Here is a 16,438-nt window from a genome sequence, read left to right on the forward strand (position 1 = left end):
GAGCATCACGCGCCTTTGTCGGTGAGTGTCGTTGCGGTGATGGCGCTGGCTGCGGGTCTTACCGTGGCCAATCTCTACTACAACCAGCCCATGCTCGAGCAGATGCACGGCGACCTTGCCGATTGGCGGGTGGCCTATGTGCCGACAGCCACCCAGATCGGATATGCGCTGGGCCTTCTTTTCCTTGTCCCACTGGGCGATCTGTTCGAGCGGCGCCAGCTGGTCCTGTGGAAGTGTTTCGGGCTGGCTGTCGCCTGTGCGGGCGTCGCGCTGGCGCAGGGTGGGGCGCTCGTCCTGATCGCCTCACTGGTGGTGGGCATCTTTGCCTCGGTGGCGCAGCAGATCATCCCGATGGCTGCCAGCCTCGCGCTTCCCGAGCGGCGTGGGCATGTGATCGGCGTCGTCATGGCGGGCCTGCTTTGCGGCATTCTGCTCAGCCGCACGCTCGCCGGGTTCGTGGCCGAGCACTTGGGCTGGCGGGCCATGTTCTGGATCGCGGTCCCCCTGGCCCTGGGAACGGCGGGAATGGTGGCGCTGCGCCTGCCACGCAGCGCGCCCGAAACGGCAGGTACAAGCTACCGCGCGACGCTGGGCTCTCTTGTAGGTCTCTGGCGCGAGTTTCCTGCGCTTCGGCGGGCAACGGCGATCCAGTGCTGCCAGTTCGGCGTGTTCTCGGTCTTCTGGTCGATCCTGGCCTTCCGTCTGGAGGCGCGCTTCGGCTTCGGGCCGCAGGTGGCGGGCCTGTTCGGTATCCTGGGCGTGGTCGGCGTCCTGGCAGCGCCTGTTGCGGGGCGCATTGCCGACAGTCGGGGCCCGCGCCGGGTGATTGCCGCTGCGGCCTGCATTTCGCTCGCGTCCTGGGCGATCTTCGGGCTTTGGGACGGGCTTGCGGGCGTGATGCTCGGCGTCATTGCACTCGATTTCGGGGTGCAATCGAGCCAGATCTCGAACCAGAGCGTGATCTTCGCGCTGAAGCCCGAGGCGCGTTCGCGCATCAACACGATCTACATGACCGCCATGTTCGTGGCCGGGGGCCTTGCTTCGGCGGCGGCGATGGCGTGCTGGACGCACCTGGGCTGGACGGGGGTGTGTACGCTTGGCGCGGCGATCAGTCTGTGCTGCGTCGCGCTTCAGTTCACCGGCGGAAAGGCCGCGTCAACGGCGCAATAAGGCGCGGTTAGCCCGCGCGCAGTTCATCCGCGAGCATCCGGAATTCGTCTGAGCGGGGCGAATTCTTTCGCCAGACCAGCGCGATCTCTCGGTTCGCGTTGGCCGAGATCAGCGGGCGGGCGACCACGTTGGTACCGTTGAGGATCCCGGCATCGAGCGCCATTTCGGGCAGCATCGTGAGACCAAGCCCATTGTCCACCATCTGCACCAGCGTGTGCAGCGAGGTGCCGATCATCGTGGCCGACGCGCGCAGTTCGGGCCGGTTGCAGGCGGCGAGCGCGTGGTCCTTGAGGCAGTGGCCGTCCTCCAGCAGCAGGAGGCGGTTTTCATCGATGATGTCGGGCCCCACTTCCTGGGGCGGATCGCGCGGATCGTCGGCCGGGAAGGCGACGAAGAAGGCGTCGAGCTCGATCGTCTCCTGCTCCACCTCGCCGGTGGGGTAGGGAAGGGCGAGGAGCACGCAGTCCGCCCGGCCATGGTGCAGCGATTCGATCGCGGCCTGGCTGGGTTCCTCGCGCAGGAAAAGCTTGAGATTGGGGCGCTCACGGCGCAGGCGCGGCAACATGCGTGGGAGCAGGAACGGTGCGATCGTCGGGATCACGCTCATGCGCACCTCGCCCGAGAGCGGCTTGCCGCTCGACTGGACGAGTTCGGACAGTTCCTCGGTCTCGCGCAGGATGCGATGCGCCTTCTCGACCACCGTGTTGCCCAGCGGCGTGAAGCGCACCGCACGCTTGGTGCGCTCCACCAGGGTCACGTCGAGCAGGGTTTCCAGATCGCGCAGACCCGCCGAGAGCGTCGACTGCGAGACGTAGCAGGCTTCGGCCGCACGGCCGAAATGTCCATGTTCATGCAGGGCAACCAGATACTGAAGCTGCTTCAGTGTCGGCTGGTAGACCGTCATGATTCGCTGTCGTCCCCGCTCTCATCGGTGTCGTCGTCGCCCGCATCGTCCGCGCCGGCGGTGGCGAAGATTTCCTCGTCCTCGCTGACCCGGGTCATCTTGAGGCGGCCCTTTTCGACGGCGAAGCCAAGGCGACCCTCGACCAGTTCGAGCGCGTCCTTGCCGAACACCTCGTAGCGCCAGCCTTCCAGGATCGGCAGGTTCTTGCGCACACCCGAGGCGAGCATTTCCAGCTCGTCGCTGCGGGTAAGGAGACGGGCGGCAACGTCGATCTCGCGCGCGCGGATCTTGAGAAGCAGCTTCAGGAGGTCGGCGACCAGCGCGCCTTCCTTGCCGAGCGGCGCGCCGCGCTGCTGGCGCGGGGGCATTTCGTCGTCGCCGAGCGGCTGGGCCTTGGCGATGGTGTTCATCAGGCGCTTGCCGATGTCGTTGTCGCGCCAGCCTTGCGAGAGGCCGCGCACCTTGGCGAGGTCGGACTGCTGCTTGGGCGGATGGCTCGCAAGGTCGGCAAGCGTCTCGTCACGGGCAATGCGCCCGCGCGGGATGTTCTTGCCCTGCGCTTCCATCTCGCGCCATTCGGCGATGGCCTTCAGGCGGCCGAGCATCTGCGGATTGCGGCCCGCAGCCTTGATCCGGCGCCAGGCCAGCGTCGGGTCGTTGCGGTAGTTGTCCGGATCGGCCAGCTTCTCCATTTCCTGGTTCAGCCACATGCCGCGGCCGGTCTTGATCAGGCGCTTGAGGATCCTGGGGAAGATCTTCGAGAGGTGGGTGACGTCGCCGATGGCGTATTCGATCTGGCGCTCGGTCAGCGGGCGGCGCGACCAGTCGGTGAAGCGCGCGCCCTTGTCGATGGTCAGGCCCAGCCAGGATTCGACGAGGTTGGAATAGCCGATCTGTTCCGACTGGCTGATCGCCATCATCGCGATCTGGGTGTCGAAGATCGGCGAGGGGGTCTTGCCCGTCGCGTTGAAGATGATCTCGACGTCCTGCCCGCCGGCATGGAAGATCTTGAGGACATCGTGGTTGTCCGTGAGCAGCTCGTAGAGCGGCGTCATGTCGAGGCCGCTGGCGAGCGGGTCGATCGCGGCGGCTTCCTCGGTGTTGGCGATCTGGACGAGGCAAAGCTCGGGCCAGTAGGTGTTTTCGCGCATGAACTCGGTGTCGACCGCAACAAAGTCCGACTTTGCAAGGCGGTCACACAGCTGGGCGAGCTCGTCGCTGTCCGTGATCAGGGTGTGTATCTTCATTTGTATGCGGCGTTACGCTGAACGCGCGAAGGGATCAACGCCAGCGATGCCCCGTTTCGCGTTTGTTTGCGATTATTAACGGCGAAACAGGCGGGCAAGGAGTCCCGGACGGGCCGATTCGGCGAGCTCGGAGATACTTTCCTCGGTCACCAGCTTGCGGCGCAGCTGCGTGCCGGTTGTGTGGATGCCCGGGGGCGGAAGGTGCCAGGCCTCGGGGTCATCGCCCGGAGCGGTGCCTTGCACGTCACCGGAATAGGAAGGCGAAAGGAGTGCGGCCATCGTGTCGGCGTGGTCTTCGCCTTCGTTCTCGAAGTCCTCCTCTTCCGCGTCCTCGTCGTAGGTGCCCAAGGGGGGCGCGGAGCCTTCAAAGGGTTCCGGAATGCTCGGCGCCTCGGGCGCGTCGCAATTGGCGAGGACCGGGGTGGAGAGGGCTGCGAAGGGGCTTTCGCTTACCGCGAGGAGGGCCATGCGGCGCGGCAGGGCGGTGCGGCGGGCCTTGTCCTCGACGGCGAGGTGGAACAGCACGCCCATGTAAAGCGTGCCGAGCAACTCGGCCTGGAGAGCGGTGGCGTTCGGCGTCTCGCGCGCGGCGTTGGCCATGTGCAGCGCGGCCAGCGCATCGGCCATGGTGCCAAGGCCGTCGATACCCACCACACGTTCGTCGGCATCGGCGTGGTCGTTGTGCCAGGCCGAACCGTAGTCGTTGAAGCCTTCAAGCAGTTCCTCGCGGGTGCATTCGGAGAAGGGCCAGGAGGTGTCGAAGAAGAAGCGGGTGGCGAGGACCGGCTCACCGTCCTCCTCGCTGATGGTGTGCGGATCGAGGTCGAGGCTGACGGCCGAGACCGGCTCGCCGCACTGGTCCAGCTTCCAGATCGCGTCGGCCAGGAGATTCCAGCCCGTGAACGAGATGGCCTCGGACCGTATATTCAGGAATTCGGCGGGGAGAGGGCCTTGCGCCGAGCAGACGCCCGCCAGCATGTCTCGCAGCATATCGGCCGCTTCATCCGCGCGCTGGCTGCGCACCATGTCCTCGATCGAGCGTCGAAAAGCCTTGTTTTCCGCGCTGTCAATCGTGACCTCTGCCAACATCGTGTTCTCCATTCGACCCGAGCCTGAGGCAATTAGATGATAATGGTTTATACCGGGTTACGCGGATAACCTTTTGCGCAGGGGCAAACGGTGTCTGGAAATCGGCGCGCCACTCGACTAGGGGACGCGGCCTGAACTCTTAGTTTTTCGCGAAGAAGAAGCCTGACGCCATGACTCATCCCTATCGTTCCCACACCTGCGGCGCCCTGACGGCGACCGAGGTCGGCCAGACGGTCCGCCTGTCGGGTTGGGTCCATCGCAAGCGCGACCACGGCGGCGTCCTGTTCGTCGACCTGCGCGACCACTACGGCATGACCCAGGTCGTGACCGACAGCGACAGCCCCGCGCTCGAGATCCTCGACGCGCTGCGTCTGGAATCGGTCGTCACCATCGAGGGTACCGTCAAGGCCCGCACCCCCGAGACGGTGAACCCCAACCTCGTCACCGGCGAGATCGAGGTCTACGCCCGTTCGGTCACGGTGCTGGGCAAGGCCGCCGAACTGCCGATGCCGGTCGCCGGTGAGCAGGAGTACCCCGAGGACATTCGCCTCAAGTACCGCTTCCTCGACCTGCGCCGCGAGACGCTGCACGCGAACATCGTCAAGCGCACCCAGATCATCTCGGACATGCGCCGCCGCATGGAAGGCATCGGCTTTACCGAATTCTCGACGCCGATCCTGACTGCGTCCTCGCCCGAAGGCGCGCGCGACTTCCTCGTTCCCAGCCGCATCCACGCGGGCAAGTTCTACGCGCTTCCGCAGGCCCCGCAGCAGTACAAGCAGCTGCTTATGGTGGCCGGTTTCGACCGCTACTTCCAGATCGCGCCGTGCTTCCGCGACGAGGACCCGCGCGCCGACCGCCTGCCGGGCGAATTCTACCAGCTCGACCTCGAGATGAGCTTCGTCACCCAGGAAGAGATCTGGGAGACGATGGAGCCGGTCATGCAGGGCATCTTCGCCGCGTTCGCAGGGGACAAGCCGGTGACGCCTTCGGGCGAATTCCGCCGCATTCCCTACGCCCAGGCGATGCTTGACTACGGTTCGGACAAGCCGGACCTGCGCAACCCGATCCTCATCAAGGACGTGACCGAGCACTTCGTCGAATCGGGCTTCGGCATCTTTGCCAGCATCGTTGGCGGGGGCGGCGTGATCCGCGCGATCCCGGCTCCGGGCGCGGGCGCAGGCAGCCGCAAGTTCTTCGACGAGATGAACAATTGGGCGCGCGGTGAGGGCTTCTCTGGCCTTGGCTACATCAACATCAAGGACGGCAAGCCGGGCGGTCCGATCGCCAAGAACCACGGCGAGGAAAAGACCGCAGCGCTGATCGAGGCGCTTGGCCTTGGCGAGAACGACGGCGTCTTCTTCGCTGCGGGCAAGCCCGAGCAGGCCGCCAAGCTGGCAGGCCTTGCGCGTACCCGCGTCGCCGAGCAGCTCGACCTCATCGACAAGGATCGCTTCGACCTGTGCTGGATCGTCGACTTCCCGTTCTACGAATGGGACGAAGACAACAAGAAGGTCGACTTCGCGCACAACCCGTTCTCGATGCCGCAGGGCGGGATGGAGGCGCTGGACGGTCAGGATCCGCTGACGATCAAGGCCTACCAGTACGACCTCGTGTGCAACGGCTTCGAGATCGCCTCGGGCTCGATCCGTAACCAGGATCCCGAACTGATGGTTGCCGCCTTCGAGAAGGTCGGTCTCACCAAGGACGACGTGGAAGAGCGCTTCGGCGGTCTCTACCGCGCCTTCCAGTACGGCGCTCCGCCGCACGGCGGCATGGCTGCTGGCGTCGATCGCATCGTGATGCTGCTTTGCGGGGCGCAGAACCTGCGCGAAATCTCGCTGTTCCCGATGAACCAGCGCGCCGAGGATCTCCTGATGGGCGCCCCGACGCCCGCGGAATCGCGTCAGTTGCGCGAACTGCACATGCGCGTCGTCGAGCCCCAGCCCAAGCCGGGCGCCTGATCGGCGAAAATCGACGCAAAAACCGAGCTTGCGGCGCCGTGAGGGTCTTTCGCCCTTGCAAAGGCGTCGCACTTGGGACAAGTGCGGTGCCCGTGCTGTGGCGGCACTTGCCAGCCAGCGCCCTAGGAACTAGGGCGTCAAGCAACCAAGATTAATCCTCCGCTTTCTGAAGGGGTCTATACAAATGAGCGATACCGCCGATCGGGTTAAGAAGATCGTCGTCGAGCACCTCGGTGTGGAAGCCGACAAGGTCACCGAAGATGCAAGCTTCATCGATGATCTGGGTGCCGATTCGCTCGACATCGTCGAGCTGGTCATGGCGTTCGAAGAAGAATTCGGCGTCGAAATCCCGGACGATGCTGCTGAAAAGATCAGCACCGTCTCGGATGCGATCAAGTACATCGACGAGAACAAGGGCTGATCCCGGCCCGCCCGCAGCGTCCCGGTAACGTCCTTTCAGGGCGGACCATCGCCGGTTTGTGGGCAATTGGATTGAATTTGACAGGCTCGACCTCTAAGGGGGCGGGCCTGTCGCCGTTTCGGAGAGCATTGGAATGCGTCGTGTCGTCGTAACCGGACTTGGCCTCGTCACCCCGCTGGGCGCTGACGTGGAAACGACCTGGAAGAACATCCTCGCCAGCAAGAGCGGGGCGGGCCCTATCACCAAGTTCGATGCGTCGGATCAGAAGTGCCAGATCGCCTGCGAGGTCAAGCCGGCGGATCACGAGTACGGGTTCGATGCCAGCAAGCGCGTGGATCCCAAGATCCAGCGCCAGGTCGATCCCTTCATCGTCTTCGGCATCGATGCCGCGGGCCAGGCGCTTGAAGACGCCGGCCTTGTCGAGATGGACGAAGAGACCAAGCTGCGTGCGGGCTGCTCGATCGGCTCGGGTATCGGCGGTCTCCCCGGTATCGAAAGCGAATCGCTCGTGCTCGCCAACCGTGGCCCGGGCCGCGTTTCGCCGCACTTCGTGCACGGCCGTCTCATCAACCTCATCTCGGGTCAGGTCTCGATCAAGTACGGCCTCAAGGGCCCGAACCACGCAGTCGTCACCGCCTGCTCGACCGGTGCGCACTCGATCGGCGATGCCGCACGCATGATCAAGGACGACGATGCCGACATCATGCTGGCGGGCGGTGCGGAAAGCACGATCTGCCCGATCGGCATTGCCGGCTTCGCTCAGGCACGCGCGCTCAACTGCAGCTACAACGACCGTCCCGAAGAGGCGAGCCGCCCCTACGACAAGGACCGCGACGGCTTCGTCATGGGTGAGGGCGCGGGCGTCCTCGTCCTCGAGGAATACGAACACGCCAAGGCGCGCGGCGCGAAGATCTACGCCGAAGTCGTGGGCTACGGCCTTTCGGGGGATGCCTACCACGTGACGGCTCCGGATCCGGAGATGGACGGTGCCTACCGTTCGATGGCTGCCGCTCTCAAGAAGGCGGGCATGACGCCGGCCGACATCGACTACATCAACGCCCATGGCACCTCGACGATGGCCGACACCATCGAGCTTGGCGCGGTGCGCCGTCTGTTTGGTGAGGCCATGGACAGTGTCTCGATGAGCTCGACCAAGTCGGCCATCGGCCACCTCCTTGGCGGCGCGGGCGCGGTCGAATCGATCTTCTGCATCCTCGCGATGCGCGACCAGATCGTGCCTCCCACGCTCAATCTCGACACCCCTTCGGAAGGCTGTGAAGGCGTCGACCTCGTGCCCAAGGTTGCACGTTCGCGCGAAGTGCGTGCCGTGCTCAACAACAGCTTCGGGTTTGGCGGCACCAACGCGAGCCTGATCATGAAGAAGGTCGACTGACCTTCCGCGCGGGCTTCAGGGAAGAACCCTCATGATGTCACGGCGCACGTATGCCCTCGTGGCAGCGCTCGTCCTGGTGGCGGGGATCGTGATGTGGAACGTCGTGGGCGGCTGGTTCGGTTCCGGCCCGCTCGCGAAGGATTCCGCCTTCGTGGTCCCCAATGGCGCCAGCCTCTCGGCGGTGGCCGACAAGCTCCAGGACGAGGGCGTAGTGCGCTCGGGCGACGGGTTCGCCCTGCGTGCGCGCCTCTTCGGAGGTGGCGGCGCGATCAAGGCGGGGGAATTCGTCATCCCCGCCCACGCCAGTCCCTCGCGGGTTCTGGCGATCATCACCAGCGACGACGTGGTGCGTCGCCAGGTCATGATCCCGGAGGGCATGCCTTCGATCATGGTCTACGAACGCCTGATGGCGCAGGAGGCCCTGACCGGCGATCTCGCTGTGCCGGAGGAGGGCTCAGTCCTTCCTGCGACCTACGAAATCCAGAAGGGCGATGCGCGCGCCGACGTGCTGCGCAAGATGCAGGCGGGCATGCGCCGTACCCTCGCTGAGCTCTGGGAAAAGCGCGCTCCCGATCTCGTCGTCAAGACGCCTGAGGAAGCGCTGGTGCTGGCCTCCATCGTGGAGAAGGAAACGGCCAAGGCACAGGAGCGCACTGTCGTGGCGGGTCTCTATTCCAACCGTCTGAAGCAGGGGATGCTGCTTCAGGCCGACCCCACGATCATCTATCCCATCACCAAGGGCAAGCCGCTGGGGCGGCGCATCCGCCAGTCCGAGATCCAGGCGATCAATGATTACAACACCTACACCATGGTAGGCCTGCCCAAGCACCCGATCTGCAACCCGGGTCGCGCTTCGATCGAGGCCGTTCTGCATCCGGCCGAGACCGACGCACTCTACATGGTGGCGGACGGAACGGGAGGGCACGTCTTCGCATCCACTCTCGAGGCGCACAACGAGAACGTGAAGAAGTGGTTCGAGATCCGGCGCAAACGCGGCGAGATCTGAGTGCATTCGAGGCACCTGGCATGACGGTAGGCTGGCCATGGTGAACCTTCCCGGTCAAGTCCTCGCCCCTGAGCGTCAGCCGGGCGCTCCCTTGCTTGTGACGGCCCTGCTTCCTCCTGAGGTCCAGGGCTGGGCCGACGCGCTTCGTGCCGCTCACTTTCCGCCGGAACGCAATCGTCTGCGCGCGCACGTGACGCTCTTTCACGCGCTGCCACCCAGCGTGGAGGCGGAGGTGATACAGGTCCTGAAAGACCTGACACGCAATCCGCCGCCCCAGGCTCAGATCATGGGTCTGCTGAAGCTGGGCAGGGGCACCGCGATCCGCATCGAATCGCCCGCCATGGTCGAATGCCACGCCGAGATCGCCGAGCGTATGCACGGCCTCCTCACGCGCCAGGACGCCCAGCCCCTGCGCCTCCACGTCACGATCCAGAACAAGGTGACCTCGCAGGAGGCGAGGGCGCTTCAGGTGCAGCTGGGGCCCACGCTGGAGCTCCGACCTTTCCGTTTCCGCGGCTTTGGCCTCTATGCCTGGGAGGACGGATTATGGCGCCCGATCAAGGACCTGCACTTTAATCGCTAAATTTGTAAAATAGGGTGTTGACCAATCCTCGATACCCCCCTAGAGGCACGCACCTGCCCCGCAGACGCGGCGCACCACACTGCTCCGGCCAAGGTCGGAATTGGTATGGCGGAGTAGCTCAGCCGGTTAGAGCAGCGGAATCATAATCCGCGTGTCGGGGGTTCGAGTCCCTCCTCCGCTACCACCTATAAACCCCGGATTTTCCGGGGTTTTTTATTGCATTCTTCCGGAGTTGATCTGGACGCGTAAGTCGCGTTTGGGGGCTATTTGGGAGAATTGCTCTCTTCGAGCTTGCGAATTGCTGCCTGTCCGAGGGCTCGATCGCGGCTCATGTAATGGGCATCGAGGATGCTCCCGACCTCCTTCAACTTGTGGCCGGTGATGGTCGCGATCTCAGGCACGGTCGCACCGGCGATCGCGAGGCGCGTAACGGCTGTGCCGCGAAGGTCGTGAAAGGTGACGCCTTTGACGCCTGCCTTGATGCAAGCCTTTCGCCAGGAGGCGCGAAAGCCGCCTTCGGTCCAGGCAGTTCCTCTCTCGGTTGCGAGGATCGTCTCGGGAACGGGCACGTTGTCCGAGCGGTAGCGATCAAGCGTCTTCTGGAGAGCCGCTTTGAGTGGAGCGCCGACAGGGACTTCAATCGCCATCTTGGTCTTGTTTTGGCGTAGGCGAATCGTCTCGCCATTATAAGCTGACCATGAGAGCTGAAGGAGGTCGCCTTGGCGCTGCCCCGTCCAGAGGGCCAGAGTCAGGGCGAGAGAGAGATGGGGCGATGCTGCGGCGTGGAATGCAGCTTCGTCAGCCTTGCTCCAGATATTTTCGGACCGAGAGGCCCGATAAAGCCGACCTGGCCTTTCGCAGGGATTGAGGGGTACAAGCCCGCGATTATAGGCCCAGGACAGGGTCCGTGCGAGGACAGCGAAGGCATAATCAGCCTGGCGTCGGGATTTCACAGCAAGGCGCTCTCGCCAGGCCAGAAATTCGCCGCGCGTCCGCCGATCCTCAAGGGCCGCGATCGGGAAGTTGCCGAATTCGCGCTCAATGACGATGAGAAGGCGGCGATAGTCTTTTCGGGTGCGATCCGCGAGGTCGGCAAAATCGGTTGACGCTTCGAAGGCGTCAAGAATCGAGATCAGCTGATCCTCGTTTCGCTTGCGCCGCCCAGCGACGGCAGCGTTGTAGCTAGCCATGAATTCGGGAGTGCCAGGCTCACCTTCGAGCCGGGGACCACCTTTCCAAGCGTAGTAGTAGGTGACCTTCTTACCGGATGCGAGCGTTGTCCTCGTCCGGTTCAGGCCTTTAATTCGAACTCGCATCGCGACCGTGCTTCCAAGAATCAAAAGGGGAGATTGCGGGCTGTGTCGGCGAGGGGCCTGTCAGGATCCGGATGGTCCCATCAGGTGCGATTTCGACGCCGGAGACAGGGACCTGGGCGCTACGAACAGCCTTGATAGCCCGAGCGACATCAGCTTGGCGAAATGGAGAGGACGTTCGAGTCATGTGCTGATTGCCCTCACGATCTGGGCGATGAAGACGATGGCGCCGAGGGCGGTGATGATGCCGGTGAGGGCGGGCAGCAGCGTCTGTTCGATGCGGCGGGCGCGGGCCTTTACGGCGGCTTCTTCGCGCGCGAGGGGCGAGGGGCCCGGCACGAAGACGTAAGGGGCGGCGAGAGCGCTGCGCATTTCCAGTTGCTGGGCGGCGGGGATCGGGGCGCTCATCGTACGAGATCCTCTTCCAGGACTTCGTCGGACAGGCCGAGGCTGCGCAGGGCGGCGCGTTCGGCGGTGCAGTACTGGCAGAAGGCGTGCTCTTCCTCGTCGATGATCTCGATCGACCAGTTTTCGGGAAGGGGCTCCGTCACCTTGAAATGGATGCGTTCGCAGCCCGTGCATTCAAAGCTGACGATGGGCTTTGCGGCGCGGCGAAGCGTGTTGGCGCAATCGTGACGCATGTCAGATGCTCCCCCAGGTGTCGCCCGGCCAGAGGGCCAGGGCGGGAAGTGCAAGGCACAGGGCAAGGGCAAGGGCAAGGGCAAGGATGAGGATGCCTGCCGCGAGATTGGAGGCGAGCGTGGCTGCGGGCCGCGGGGCCCTGGGTGAGCAGGTGCGGCAGCGGCAATGGGCTGCATGGATCTTCTGTTTCTTGGTGGTGTCAGACATCGGGGAAGCTCCCAGAAAGGACGAAGGCGGGCGGCGATCAGGCGGCGTCGGAGACGTCCTGGTCGAAGAAGTCGGGCTGGTTGGGATCACGTTCGCGCAGAGCATCGAGCACCTGTTCGCGCGGCACGATGCGCAGCGGCAGGTTCACATCGGGATCGGGGATGGCGCTGGGCACGAGGCCGTATTCGTAGGACAGCGAGGCGCGCCAAGTGTGGCCGCAGAACGTATTCGTGCAATCGTAGTAGATGATGCGGTGTGTGGGCGTGACCATCTCGCTGGAGCGGACCTCGGCCACGGCCTTGCAGTGTGGGCACTGCAGGTTGCCCGAGCGCTTCGAGCGGTTGCCCAGCGCATCGCGGGCGATGATGTGGTGTTCGGTCCCCATGGCGATCAGGCGGCCTCAACCGGCAGCCTAGCGAGGGCTGCCATGGCGTGGGTGAGGGCGGCGATGGCCTCTTCCCCTTCCTTCACGGCAGCGCGGCGCGTGGTGTCATCCAGTGATCCCGCAGCTGCGACCAGAGCGGCGATGGCCTCGCCGCTTTCCTTCGCGACCGAAGAGGCAATCGAGAACATGCAGGTGGCCGCCGATCCCTTCGCGGAGAGTTCCAGGCGCAGGGTCATCAGGTGGTGGAACGGGGCGCATTCGCCGCCATGTTCAAGGTACGCGCGATCGAGACGTTCGGCGTCGATCATGCGGATCTCTGTTTCGCAATCAGGGTCGGACCAGTTGCGCACCGAACGTTCAGACACGCCGCAGATGTGCGCGCAGCGATCCCACCCGATGCGGGCAGCCACCTTCGTGAGGGTGTGCTGGTAGGTGAGCGGTTCGCGGCGCTTGGTCATGCGGCCTCTCCCTGCAAAGCGCTGTTTTGATTGAAGGAGACGCGCGACACGGCGCTGTCTACGCCAAGGAATGCCTGGTGGCCGGGCCATTCCGGGGAGGGGCCGAGATCGCGGGGATATAGATCCGGGCGAAGCTGATGGCGGGGGACGCCGGTGAGGGCTTCGGTCGTAAGGACATACTTGCCAGGGAGGAGGGCATTCTGCCGCACCCACCGAGAAACTGCAGGTTGGGAGATCCCTAGTGCTCGGGCCAAGCCGGACTGGCCGCCCGCGTTCCTGATAGCCAGTGCGAGGGCGGAATTCGCGGAGCCAGTGGAGGAGGTGTCATGCGTCATGACTGAGGGGTATTATTTAAGTCATACTCTGTCAATGACAAGTGTCATGTTGAAGCCTATGACAACTGTTATACCCATTCGAGCCATGGAACTTTTAGGCTCACGTATTAAAGAGCGGCTAGCCGCTGCAGGAATGTCGCAGGCGGAGCTCGCGCGTCGCATTGGGGTAACGCAGTCCGCTGTAAATCACCTCATAAACCGCGGCTATCGAAAGTCGGGCCAGTTGCACCGAATCGCGCGAGAATTGGGGACTACGCCTGAATACCTGTCGGGTGAAATCGACGATCCCGCCGCACCTGCGGACTTGGTCCCCATACCTGAGCCAGTGAGGAACACTGTTTCGCTTGAAGTCGTTCTGCCTAGTGAAACCGCGCTTGCAGCGATGTTCGAAACCCTGCTGGCAACAATCCCCGAGGATGCGAGTCGGGCTGAAGCTGCTCGCATTCTAGCTCGACGCTTACCAACTGGTTTTGCAGCGATCGGACCTGACGCTGGCCCGCGACACTCGGCCGAAGTGCTTGAGCCCGGCGGGCCTCCTCCAAGTCACGCCAAATCTCATCACGGATCAGAACGGCGCTAGCACAGCGGACAGAGCAGTTGGGGCAGCCAAATTCGCACCCTGGCGACCGTCTGTAGACATCATGCTCCATTTTGAGTTGCGCCCTTGTTCACTGTTTGTTCCCATCCTTTAAGCGGAACAGGCCCGTGTTGGAAAGGGAAAATTCCTATGGCTGAGCCATGAAGGTGGCGTTAGAAAGCGCACTCTAAGCATTTGTTTGTTTTGCGGTTTTGAGTATTTTTTAGCTGCGAATCACGGTGATGGGGTGGCAGGTGGCAGATACGGTCGTGGCCTTGGGCTTTCTCTTGATGCTGGGAGCTATCGTCGTTGGCATAGTGGTGTTGGCATCTCCCGAGACGTTGAAACTGAGTTCCAGGTGGTACAGCGTGCCCTTCTTGACCACTCCGGTCTTGTGGTTGGCGATATTCCTCATACTTTCAGTCGGCGGACATCCCTCTTCTGGAGGCGGTTGGATCTGTCTCCTGCTCTGGATGTTACTTGCGTATATCTTTTGCCATGTGGCGAAGCATGGATGGCGAGGCGGGCCGACTTTGCGTGACGTTTTTGCGAGAGGTAGTGCGCGTCCGGATCGGACAGCAAAAGCCTCCGCGCCTTCAAACGTTGGGAAGGCGAACGCGGCGTGGAAGTTGCTCAGCGTCGAACAGCGCTTAGAAGAACGCTACTTTGCCTATCGTGACAAGCGGATTGACCTAGACACGTACAGACGTGCTGTAGAACGGGAATTGAATGCGGCCGAAGAGCGCCTGGAGGTCCTTGAACTCAAGCAGGACGAGATGGAGCCAAGTGAATACCAAGCCGATCTGGCCGAGGCTTATGAGGCTGAAGAAAAGTGCCAGTGGCGGCTTGATTGGATCGAGAATCAACGCCGGAAGGGCGATGTCGAGCCAGATGATGCCTTTCCAACTCAGGGCAAATGGGCGCGTTTCGAATATGCAGGTCACGATGGCGAGGTGAGCAAGCGCACTATCACTATGTGGGAAAAGCGCGGGATCTACATCGTAGGTTATGACCGTTCACGCAATGAAGAGCGCACATTCCGGCAGGATCGCATTTCCGAATGGGTTTGCGGTTGAGGGGCAGGCTATGAAGCTTGGTATTCGTAAACCTAGCCTCAGGAAGAGCATCACTTCTCGCACGTCGCTAAAGCGAGTCGTTCGACACAATCTTGGCGTGAAGGTTCCCCGGGGGGCAGGGTTCATCACCAATCCGAATAAGGCGGTCTACAACCGGGTTTATTCACGGGCGACAGTGTCTTTCTGGTCCCTGCTCAAGCGGTTACTCAGCTGAGCTGACGCTCGCTCTACGATTCGAGCGTCAGCCGCGTTGATAGCCCGCGATCGTCCATGGCATGGTCTGCCGTGGCGATGAGCCAACCTGAGCCGTCTACGCCGGTTTTGAACCCGGTGGCGGTTATGCGCATGCCGGGGGCGAGGCGGGGATCGCCAAAGGCGAGATCCAGATCGAGCGTGGCAATTGCGCGGCCCAGGCGTGCAGCTTCGGCCTCGGCCGCGGCGCGGGCATCGGCTTCGCTGGCGTAGACCCTTTTCAGGCGCTTGCGGTTTTCACCGCCGACCGTGACCGTCTTGCGCGTGGCGGCGTTTCCATCGTGCCACTGCGCTTCGGCACCGTCCTGCGCGCCCGACCGGGCGGCGCGGCGCCAGCTGGCGTTCACGCATTGGCTGCGCGCGATGCTCTGGGCCGGAATGGCCGCGCCGGTGGCGGTGGTTCGCGCACCGCGCGGGGTGAAGATAAGTGCGCCGCCCTTTACCGAAGCAGTGGCATCGTAGCGGCGGCCCAGATCGCGCAGGAACTGCATCGGGCTTTTGCCTGCCTGTTCCGCTGCGGCGATAACGGTTTCCTGCAAGGCAGTGTGGCAGCGCGGGGTGAGGCCCTGCGCCGAGGCAATATCCAGCACGATGGCGCCGAGCGTGGTGTCCTGCCAGACGCGGTTTTCGCGGCGGCGGTAAGAGCCGGCCAGATTGGCCGAGCGCGCGCGGATCGCGACCTGATCGGGAGGGCCGCTCCAGCTGACTTCGTCCACGGTGAAGCTGCCTTTGCTGACCAGGCCAAGCGGCACGTCGGTGCCACGCTCCCAGCCCAAGGCGACGTGCAGGACCGCGCCTTCAGGGGGAAGGGCCACGTTCTGAGCGCTGTCATCGAGCACGATCTCCAGTTCGTCCGCCTCTTCGCCGCTGCGTTCAGAGAGACGCAGCGAGACCAGGAGCGGGGCGAAGCGCTGCGTCAGATCGCGCCCGTCCAAGACGACGCGCCAGGCAGCGCGGGGCTGGCGATAGCCGGTTGAGTCGGGAGCGAGCGCCATCAGGCGACCCGATCCAGTTCCAGGACAAAGTCCGTCTTGCGGGCACGGCCATCGTCGATCAGGGCGTCCTTGTCTTCCCTGAGGGATGTGATGGTGTAGGTGCCAATGATGTTGCCCTGGCCATCGACGAGCGGCCAGGCTTCGCCTTCATCGGCCATCTGGGCGATGGTTTCGAGGGCCGAGTAGGACCCGGCGATTTCCGGGATCAGAGTGCCTGCGATGGTGATGCGGTCTTCACCCAGGCCGGTGAACTGGCTGGCTGCGCGCGCGCCGAAGCGCGGCGTGCGTTCGTGGCGCCAGTCGCGATCACGGCCGAGGCGATCAAACAGGGCGGTGCCAGTTTCGAAGACGAAGAGGCCAAGGGCGGCGAGCATGGACTACGTCCTTTCTTTTCTGGGTCGGATGGACGGAAGGAAAAAAC

The 16,438-nt window shown here is 63.6% G+C and carries 20 protein-coding genes and 1 tRNA gene; 9 read left to right on the forward strand and 12 right to left on the reverse strand.

Annotated elements, in window-relative coordinates; all coding sequences use genetic code 11:
• Nucleotides 1-21 precede the first annotated feature (21 nt).
• Complete coding sequence (locus MTR65_RS02820; RefSeq protein ID WP_243796837.1) at nucleotides 22-1,170, forward strand: MFS transporter; 1,149 nt, start codon at nucleotides 22-24, stop codon at nucleotides 1,168-1,170.
• 7 nt (nucleotides 1,171-1,177) lie between these two features.
• Here the strand turns inward: MTR65_RS02820 and MTR65_RS02825 are convergent, their stop codons facing one another.
• The 3 genes from MTR65_RS02825 to MTR65_RS02835 all read right to left on the reverse strand — a co-directional run bounded on the left by MTR65_RS02825 (nucleotide 1,178) and on the right by MTR65_RS02835 (nucleotide 4,410).
• Nucleotides 1,178-2,074, reverse strand: coding sequence for a hydrogen peroxide-inducible genes activator (locus MTR65_RS02825; protein WP_039394162.1), 897 nt, complete (start codon nucleotides 2,072-2,074; stop codon nucleotides 1,178-1,180).
• Nucleotides 2,071-3,321, reverse strand: coding sequence for a ribonuclease D (gene rnd, locus MTR65_RS02830; RefSeq protein ID WP_243796839.1), 1,251 nt, complete (start codon nucleotides 3,319-3,321; stop codon nucleotides 2,071-2,073). Before rnd ends, MTR65_RS02825 begins: the two co-directional genes overlap by 4 nt.
• A gap of 75 nt (nucleotides 3,322-3,396) precedes the next feature.
• Complete coding sequence (locus MTR65_RS02835; RefSeq protein WP_243796841.1) at nucleotides 3,397-4,410, reverse strand: hypothetical protein; 1,014 nt, start codon at nucleotides 4,408-4,410, stop codon at nucleotides 3,397-3,399.
• Between the two features lie 170 nt (nucleotides 4,411-4,580).
• Here MTR65_RS02835 and aspS point away from each other — a divergent pair, with 170 nt between their 5' ends.
• The 6 genes from aspS to MTR65_RS02865 all read left to right on the forward strand — a co-directional run bounded on the left by aspS (nucleotide 4,581) and on the right by MTR65_RS02865 (nucleotide 9,961).
• A complete protein-coding gene (gene aspS / locus MTR65_RS02840; RefSeq protein WP_243796842.1) occupies nucleotides 4,581-6,374 on the forward strand; it encodes an aspartate--tRNA ligase in 1,794 nt (597 codons plus the stop codon).
• A 184-nt stretch (nucleotides 6,375-6,558) separates the two neighbouring features.
• Entirely contained in the window at nucleotides 6,559-6,795 is a 237-nt protein-coding gene (locus MTR65_RS02845; protein WP_028657713.1) for an acyl carrier protein, read from the forward strand.
• Between the two features lie 133 nt (nucleotides 6,796-6,928).
• Nucleotides 6,929-8,188, forward strand: coding sequence for a beta-ketoacyl-ACP synthase II (gene fabF / locus MTR65_RS02850; RefSeq protein ID WP_243796843.1), 1,260 nt, complete (start codon nucleotides 6,929-6,931; stop codon nucleotides 8,186-8,188).
• Nucleotides 8,189-8,219: 31 nt separating this feature from the next.
• Nucleotides 8,220-9,194, forward strand: a complete 975-nt coding sequence (mltG, locus tag MTR65_RS02855) for an endolytic transglycosylase MltG (RefSeq protein ID WP_243796844.1) — start codon at nucleotides 8,220-8,222, stop codon at nucleotides 9,192-9,194.
• Between the two features lie 37 nt (nucleotides 9,195-9,231).
• Complete coding sequence (locus tag MTR65_RS02860) at nucleotides 9,232-9,777, forward strand: 2'-5' RNA ligase family protein (RefSeq protein ID WP_243796845.1); 546 nt, start codon at nucleotides 9,232-9,234, stop codon at nucleotides 9,775-9,777.
• Nucleotides 9,778-9,884: 107 nt separating this feature from the next.
• Nucleotides 9,885-9,961: transfer RNA gene (locus MTR65_RS02865), tRNA-Met, on the forward strand.
• 79 nt (nucleotides 9,962-10,040) lie between these two features.
• On the opposite strand, the gene MTR65_RS02870 is transcribed toward MTR65_RS02865, so the two are convergent.
• The 7 genes from MTR65_RS02870 to MTR65_RS02900 form a co-directional block, all read right to left on the reverse strand.
• Nucleotides 10,041-10,967 carry a tyrosine-type recombinase/integrase gene (locus MTR65_RS02870; RefSeq protein ID WP_243796846.1) on the reverse strand — a complete coding sequence of 309 codons (927 nt, stop codon included), beginning with the start codon at nucleotides 10,965-10,967 and terminating at the stop codon, nucleotides 10,041-10,043.
• Nucleotides 10,968-11,273: 306 nt separating this feature from the next.
• Nucleotides 11,274-11,498, reverse strand: coding sequence for a hypothetical protein (locus tag MTR65_RS02875; RefSeq protein WP_243796849.1), 225 nt, complete (start codon nucleotides 11,496-11,498; stop codon nucleotides 11,274-11,276).
• Nucleotides 11,495-11,731 (reverse strand): hypothetical protein, encoded by a 237-nt coding sequence (locus MTR65_RS02880; RefSeq protein WP_243796851.1) that lies wholly within the window; start codon nucleotides 11,729-11,731, stop codon nucleotides 11,495-11,497. The genes MTR65_RS02875 and MTR65_RS02880 overlap by 4 nt, the downstream gene beginning before the upstream one ends.
• A gap of 1 nt (nucleotide 11,732) precedes the next feature.
• Nucleotides 11,733-11,939, reverse strand: coding sequence for a hypothetical protein (locus MTR65_RS02885; RefSeq protein WP_243796855.1), 207 nt, complete (start codon nucleotides 11,937-11,939; stop codon nucleotides 11,733-11,735).
• Nucleotides 11,940-11,976: 37 nt separating this feature from the next.
• Entirely contained in the window at nucleotides 11,977-12,324 is a 348-nt protein-coding gene (locus tag MTR65_RS02890; protein ID WP_243796865.1) for an Ogr/Delta-like zinc finger protein, read from the reverse strand.
• Nucleotides 12,325-12,329: 5 nt separating this feature from the next.
• Nucleotides 12,330-12,782: a hypothetical protein gene (locus tag MTR65_RS02895; protein ID WP_243796866.1), complete on the reverse strand. Its 453-nt coding sequence runs from the start codon at nucleotides 12,780-12,782 to the stop codon at nucleotides 12,330-12,332.
• Nucleotides 12,779-13,117, reverse strand: a complete 339-nt coding sequence (locus MTR65_RS02900) for a transcriptional regulator (protein WP_243796867.1) — start codon at nucleotides 13,115-13,117, stop codon at nucleotides 12,779-12,781. The genes MTR65_RS02895 and MTR65_RS02900 overlap by 4 nt, the downstream gene beginning before the upstream one ends.
• Nucleotides 13,118-13,202: 85 nt before the next feature.
• Here MTR65_RS02900 and MTR65_RS20295 point away from each other — a divergent pair, with 85 nt between their 5' ends.
• Complete coding sequence (locus MTR65_RS20295; RefSeq protein WP_419145029.1) at nucleotides 13,203-13,697, forward strand: helix-turn-helix transcriptional regulator; 495 nt, start codon at nucleotides 13,203-13,205, stop codon at nucleotides 13,695-13,697.
• A 251-nt stretch (nucleotides 13,698-13,948) separates the two neighbouring features.
• Nucleotides 13,949-14,770 carry a WYL domain-containing protein gene (locus MTR65_RS02905; protein ID WP_243796868.1) on the forward strand — a complete coding sequence of 274 codons (822 nt, stop codon included), beginning with the start codon at nucleotides 13,949-13,951 and terminating at the stop codon, nucleotides 14,768-14,770.
• 227 nt (nucleotides 14,771-14,997) lie between these two features.
• Here the strand turns inward: MTR65_RS02905 and MTR65_RS02910 are convergent, their stop codons facing one another.
• Together MTR65_RS02910 and MTR65_RS02915 are read right to left on the reverse strand one after the other, a co-directional pair.
• Entirely contained in the window at nucleotides 14,998-16,017 is a 1,020-nt protein-coding gene (locus MTR65_RS02910; RefSeq protein ID WP_243796869.1) for a contractile injection system protein, VgrG/Pvc8 family, read from the reverse strand.
• Nucleotides 16,017-16,391, reverse strand: coding sequence for a phage tail protein (locus MTR65_RS02915; protein ID WP_243796871.1), 375 nt, complete (start codon nucleotides 16,389-16,391; stop codon nucleotides 16,017-16,019). The genes MTR65_RS02910 and MTR65_RS02915 overlap by 1 nt, the downstream gene beginning before the upstream one ends.
• Between the last annotated feature and the right edge of the window lie 47 nt (nucleotides 16,392-16,438).

Source organism: Novosphingobium mangrovi (assembly GCF_022818885.1).
GTDB lineage: Bacteria > Pseudomonadota > Alphaproteobacteria > Sphingomonadales > Sphingomonadaceae > Novosphingobium > Novosphingobium mangrovi.

What these genes read in the sequence shown, in the direction of transcription:
- MTR65_RS02825 (WP_039394162.1), bottom strand. Translation starts at nt 2,074, where the DNA reads ATGACGGTCTACCAGCCGACACTGAAGCAGCTTCAGTATCTGGTTGCC.
- rnd (WP_243796839.1), bottom strand. Translation starts at nt 3,321, where the DNA reads ATGAAGATACACACCCTGATCACGGACAGCGACGAGCTCGCCCAGCTG.
- MTR65_RS02835 (WP_243796841.1), bottom strand. Translation starts at nt 4,410, where the DNA reads ATGTTGGCAGAGGTCACGATTGACAGCGCGGAAAACAAGGCTTTTCGA.
- aspS (WP_243796842.1), top strand. Translation starts at nt 4,581, where the DNA reads ATGACTCATCCCTATCGTTCCCACACCTGCGGCGCCCTGACGGCGACC.
- MTR65_RS02845 (WP_028657713.1), top strand. Translation starts at nt 6,559, where the DNA reads ATGAGCGATACCGCCGATCGGGTTAAGAAGATCGTCGTCGAGCACCTC.
- fabF (WP_243796843.1), top strand. Translation starts at nt 6,929, where the DNA reads ATGCGTCGTGTCGTCGTAACCGGACTTGGCCTCGTCACCCCGCTGGGC.
- mltG (WP_243796844.1), top strand. Translation starts at nt 8,220, where the DNA reads ATGATGTCACGGCGCACGTATGCCCTCGTGGCAGCGCTCGTCCTGGTG.
- MTR65_RS02860 (WP_243796845.1), top strand. Translation starts at nt 9,232, where the DNA reads ATGGTGAACCTTCCCGGTCAAGTCCTCGCCCCTGAGCGTCAGCCGGGC.
- MTR65_RS02870 (WP_243796846.1), bottom strand. Translation starts at nt 10,967, where the DNA reads ATGGCTAGCTACAACGCTGCCGTCGCTGGGCGGCGCAAGCGAAACGAG.
- MTR65_RS02875 (WP_243796849.1), bottom strand. Translation starts at nt 11,498, where the DNA reads ATGAGCGCCCCGATCCCCGCCGCCCAGCAACTGGAAATGCGCAGCGCT.
- MTR65_RS02880 (WP_243796851.1), bottom strand. Translation starts at nt 11,731, where the DNA reads ATGCGTCACGATTGCGCCAACACGCTTCGCCGCGCCGCAAAGCCCATC.
- MTR65_RS02885 (WP_243796855.1), bottom strand. Translation starts at nt 11,939, where the DNA reads ATGTCTGACACCACCAAGAAACAGAAGATCCATGCAGCCCATTGCCGC.
- MTR65_RS02890 (WP_243796865.1), bottom strand. Translation starts at nt 12,324, where the DNA reads ATGGGGACCGAACACCACATCATCGCCCGCGATGCGCTGGGCAACCGC.
- MTR65_RS02895 (WP_243796866.1), bottom strand. Translation starts at nt 12,782, where the DNA reads ATGACCAAGCGCCGCGAACCGCTCACCTACCAGCACACCCTCACGAAG.
- MTR65_RS02900 (WP_243796867.1), bottom strand. Translation starts at nt 13,117, where the DNA reads ATGACGCATGACACCTCCTCCACTGGCTCCGCGAATTCCGCCCTCGCA.
- MTR65_RS20295 (WP_419145029.1), top strand. Translation starts at nt 13,203, where the DNA reads ATGGAACTTTTAGGCTCACGTATTAAAGAGCGGCTAGCCGCTGCAGGA.
- MTR65_RS02910 (WP_243796869.1), bottom strand. Translation starts at nt 16,017, where the DNA reads ATGGCGCTCGCTCCCGACTCAACCGGCTATCGCCAGCCCCGCGCTGCC.
- MTR65_RS02915 (WP_243796871.1), bottom strand. Translation starts at nt 16,391, where the DNA reads ATGCTCGCCGCCCTTGGCCTCTTCGTCTTCGAAACTGGCACCGCCCTG.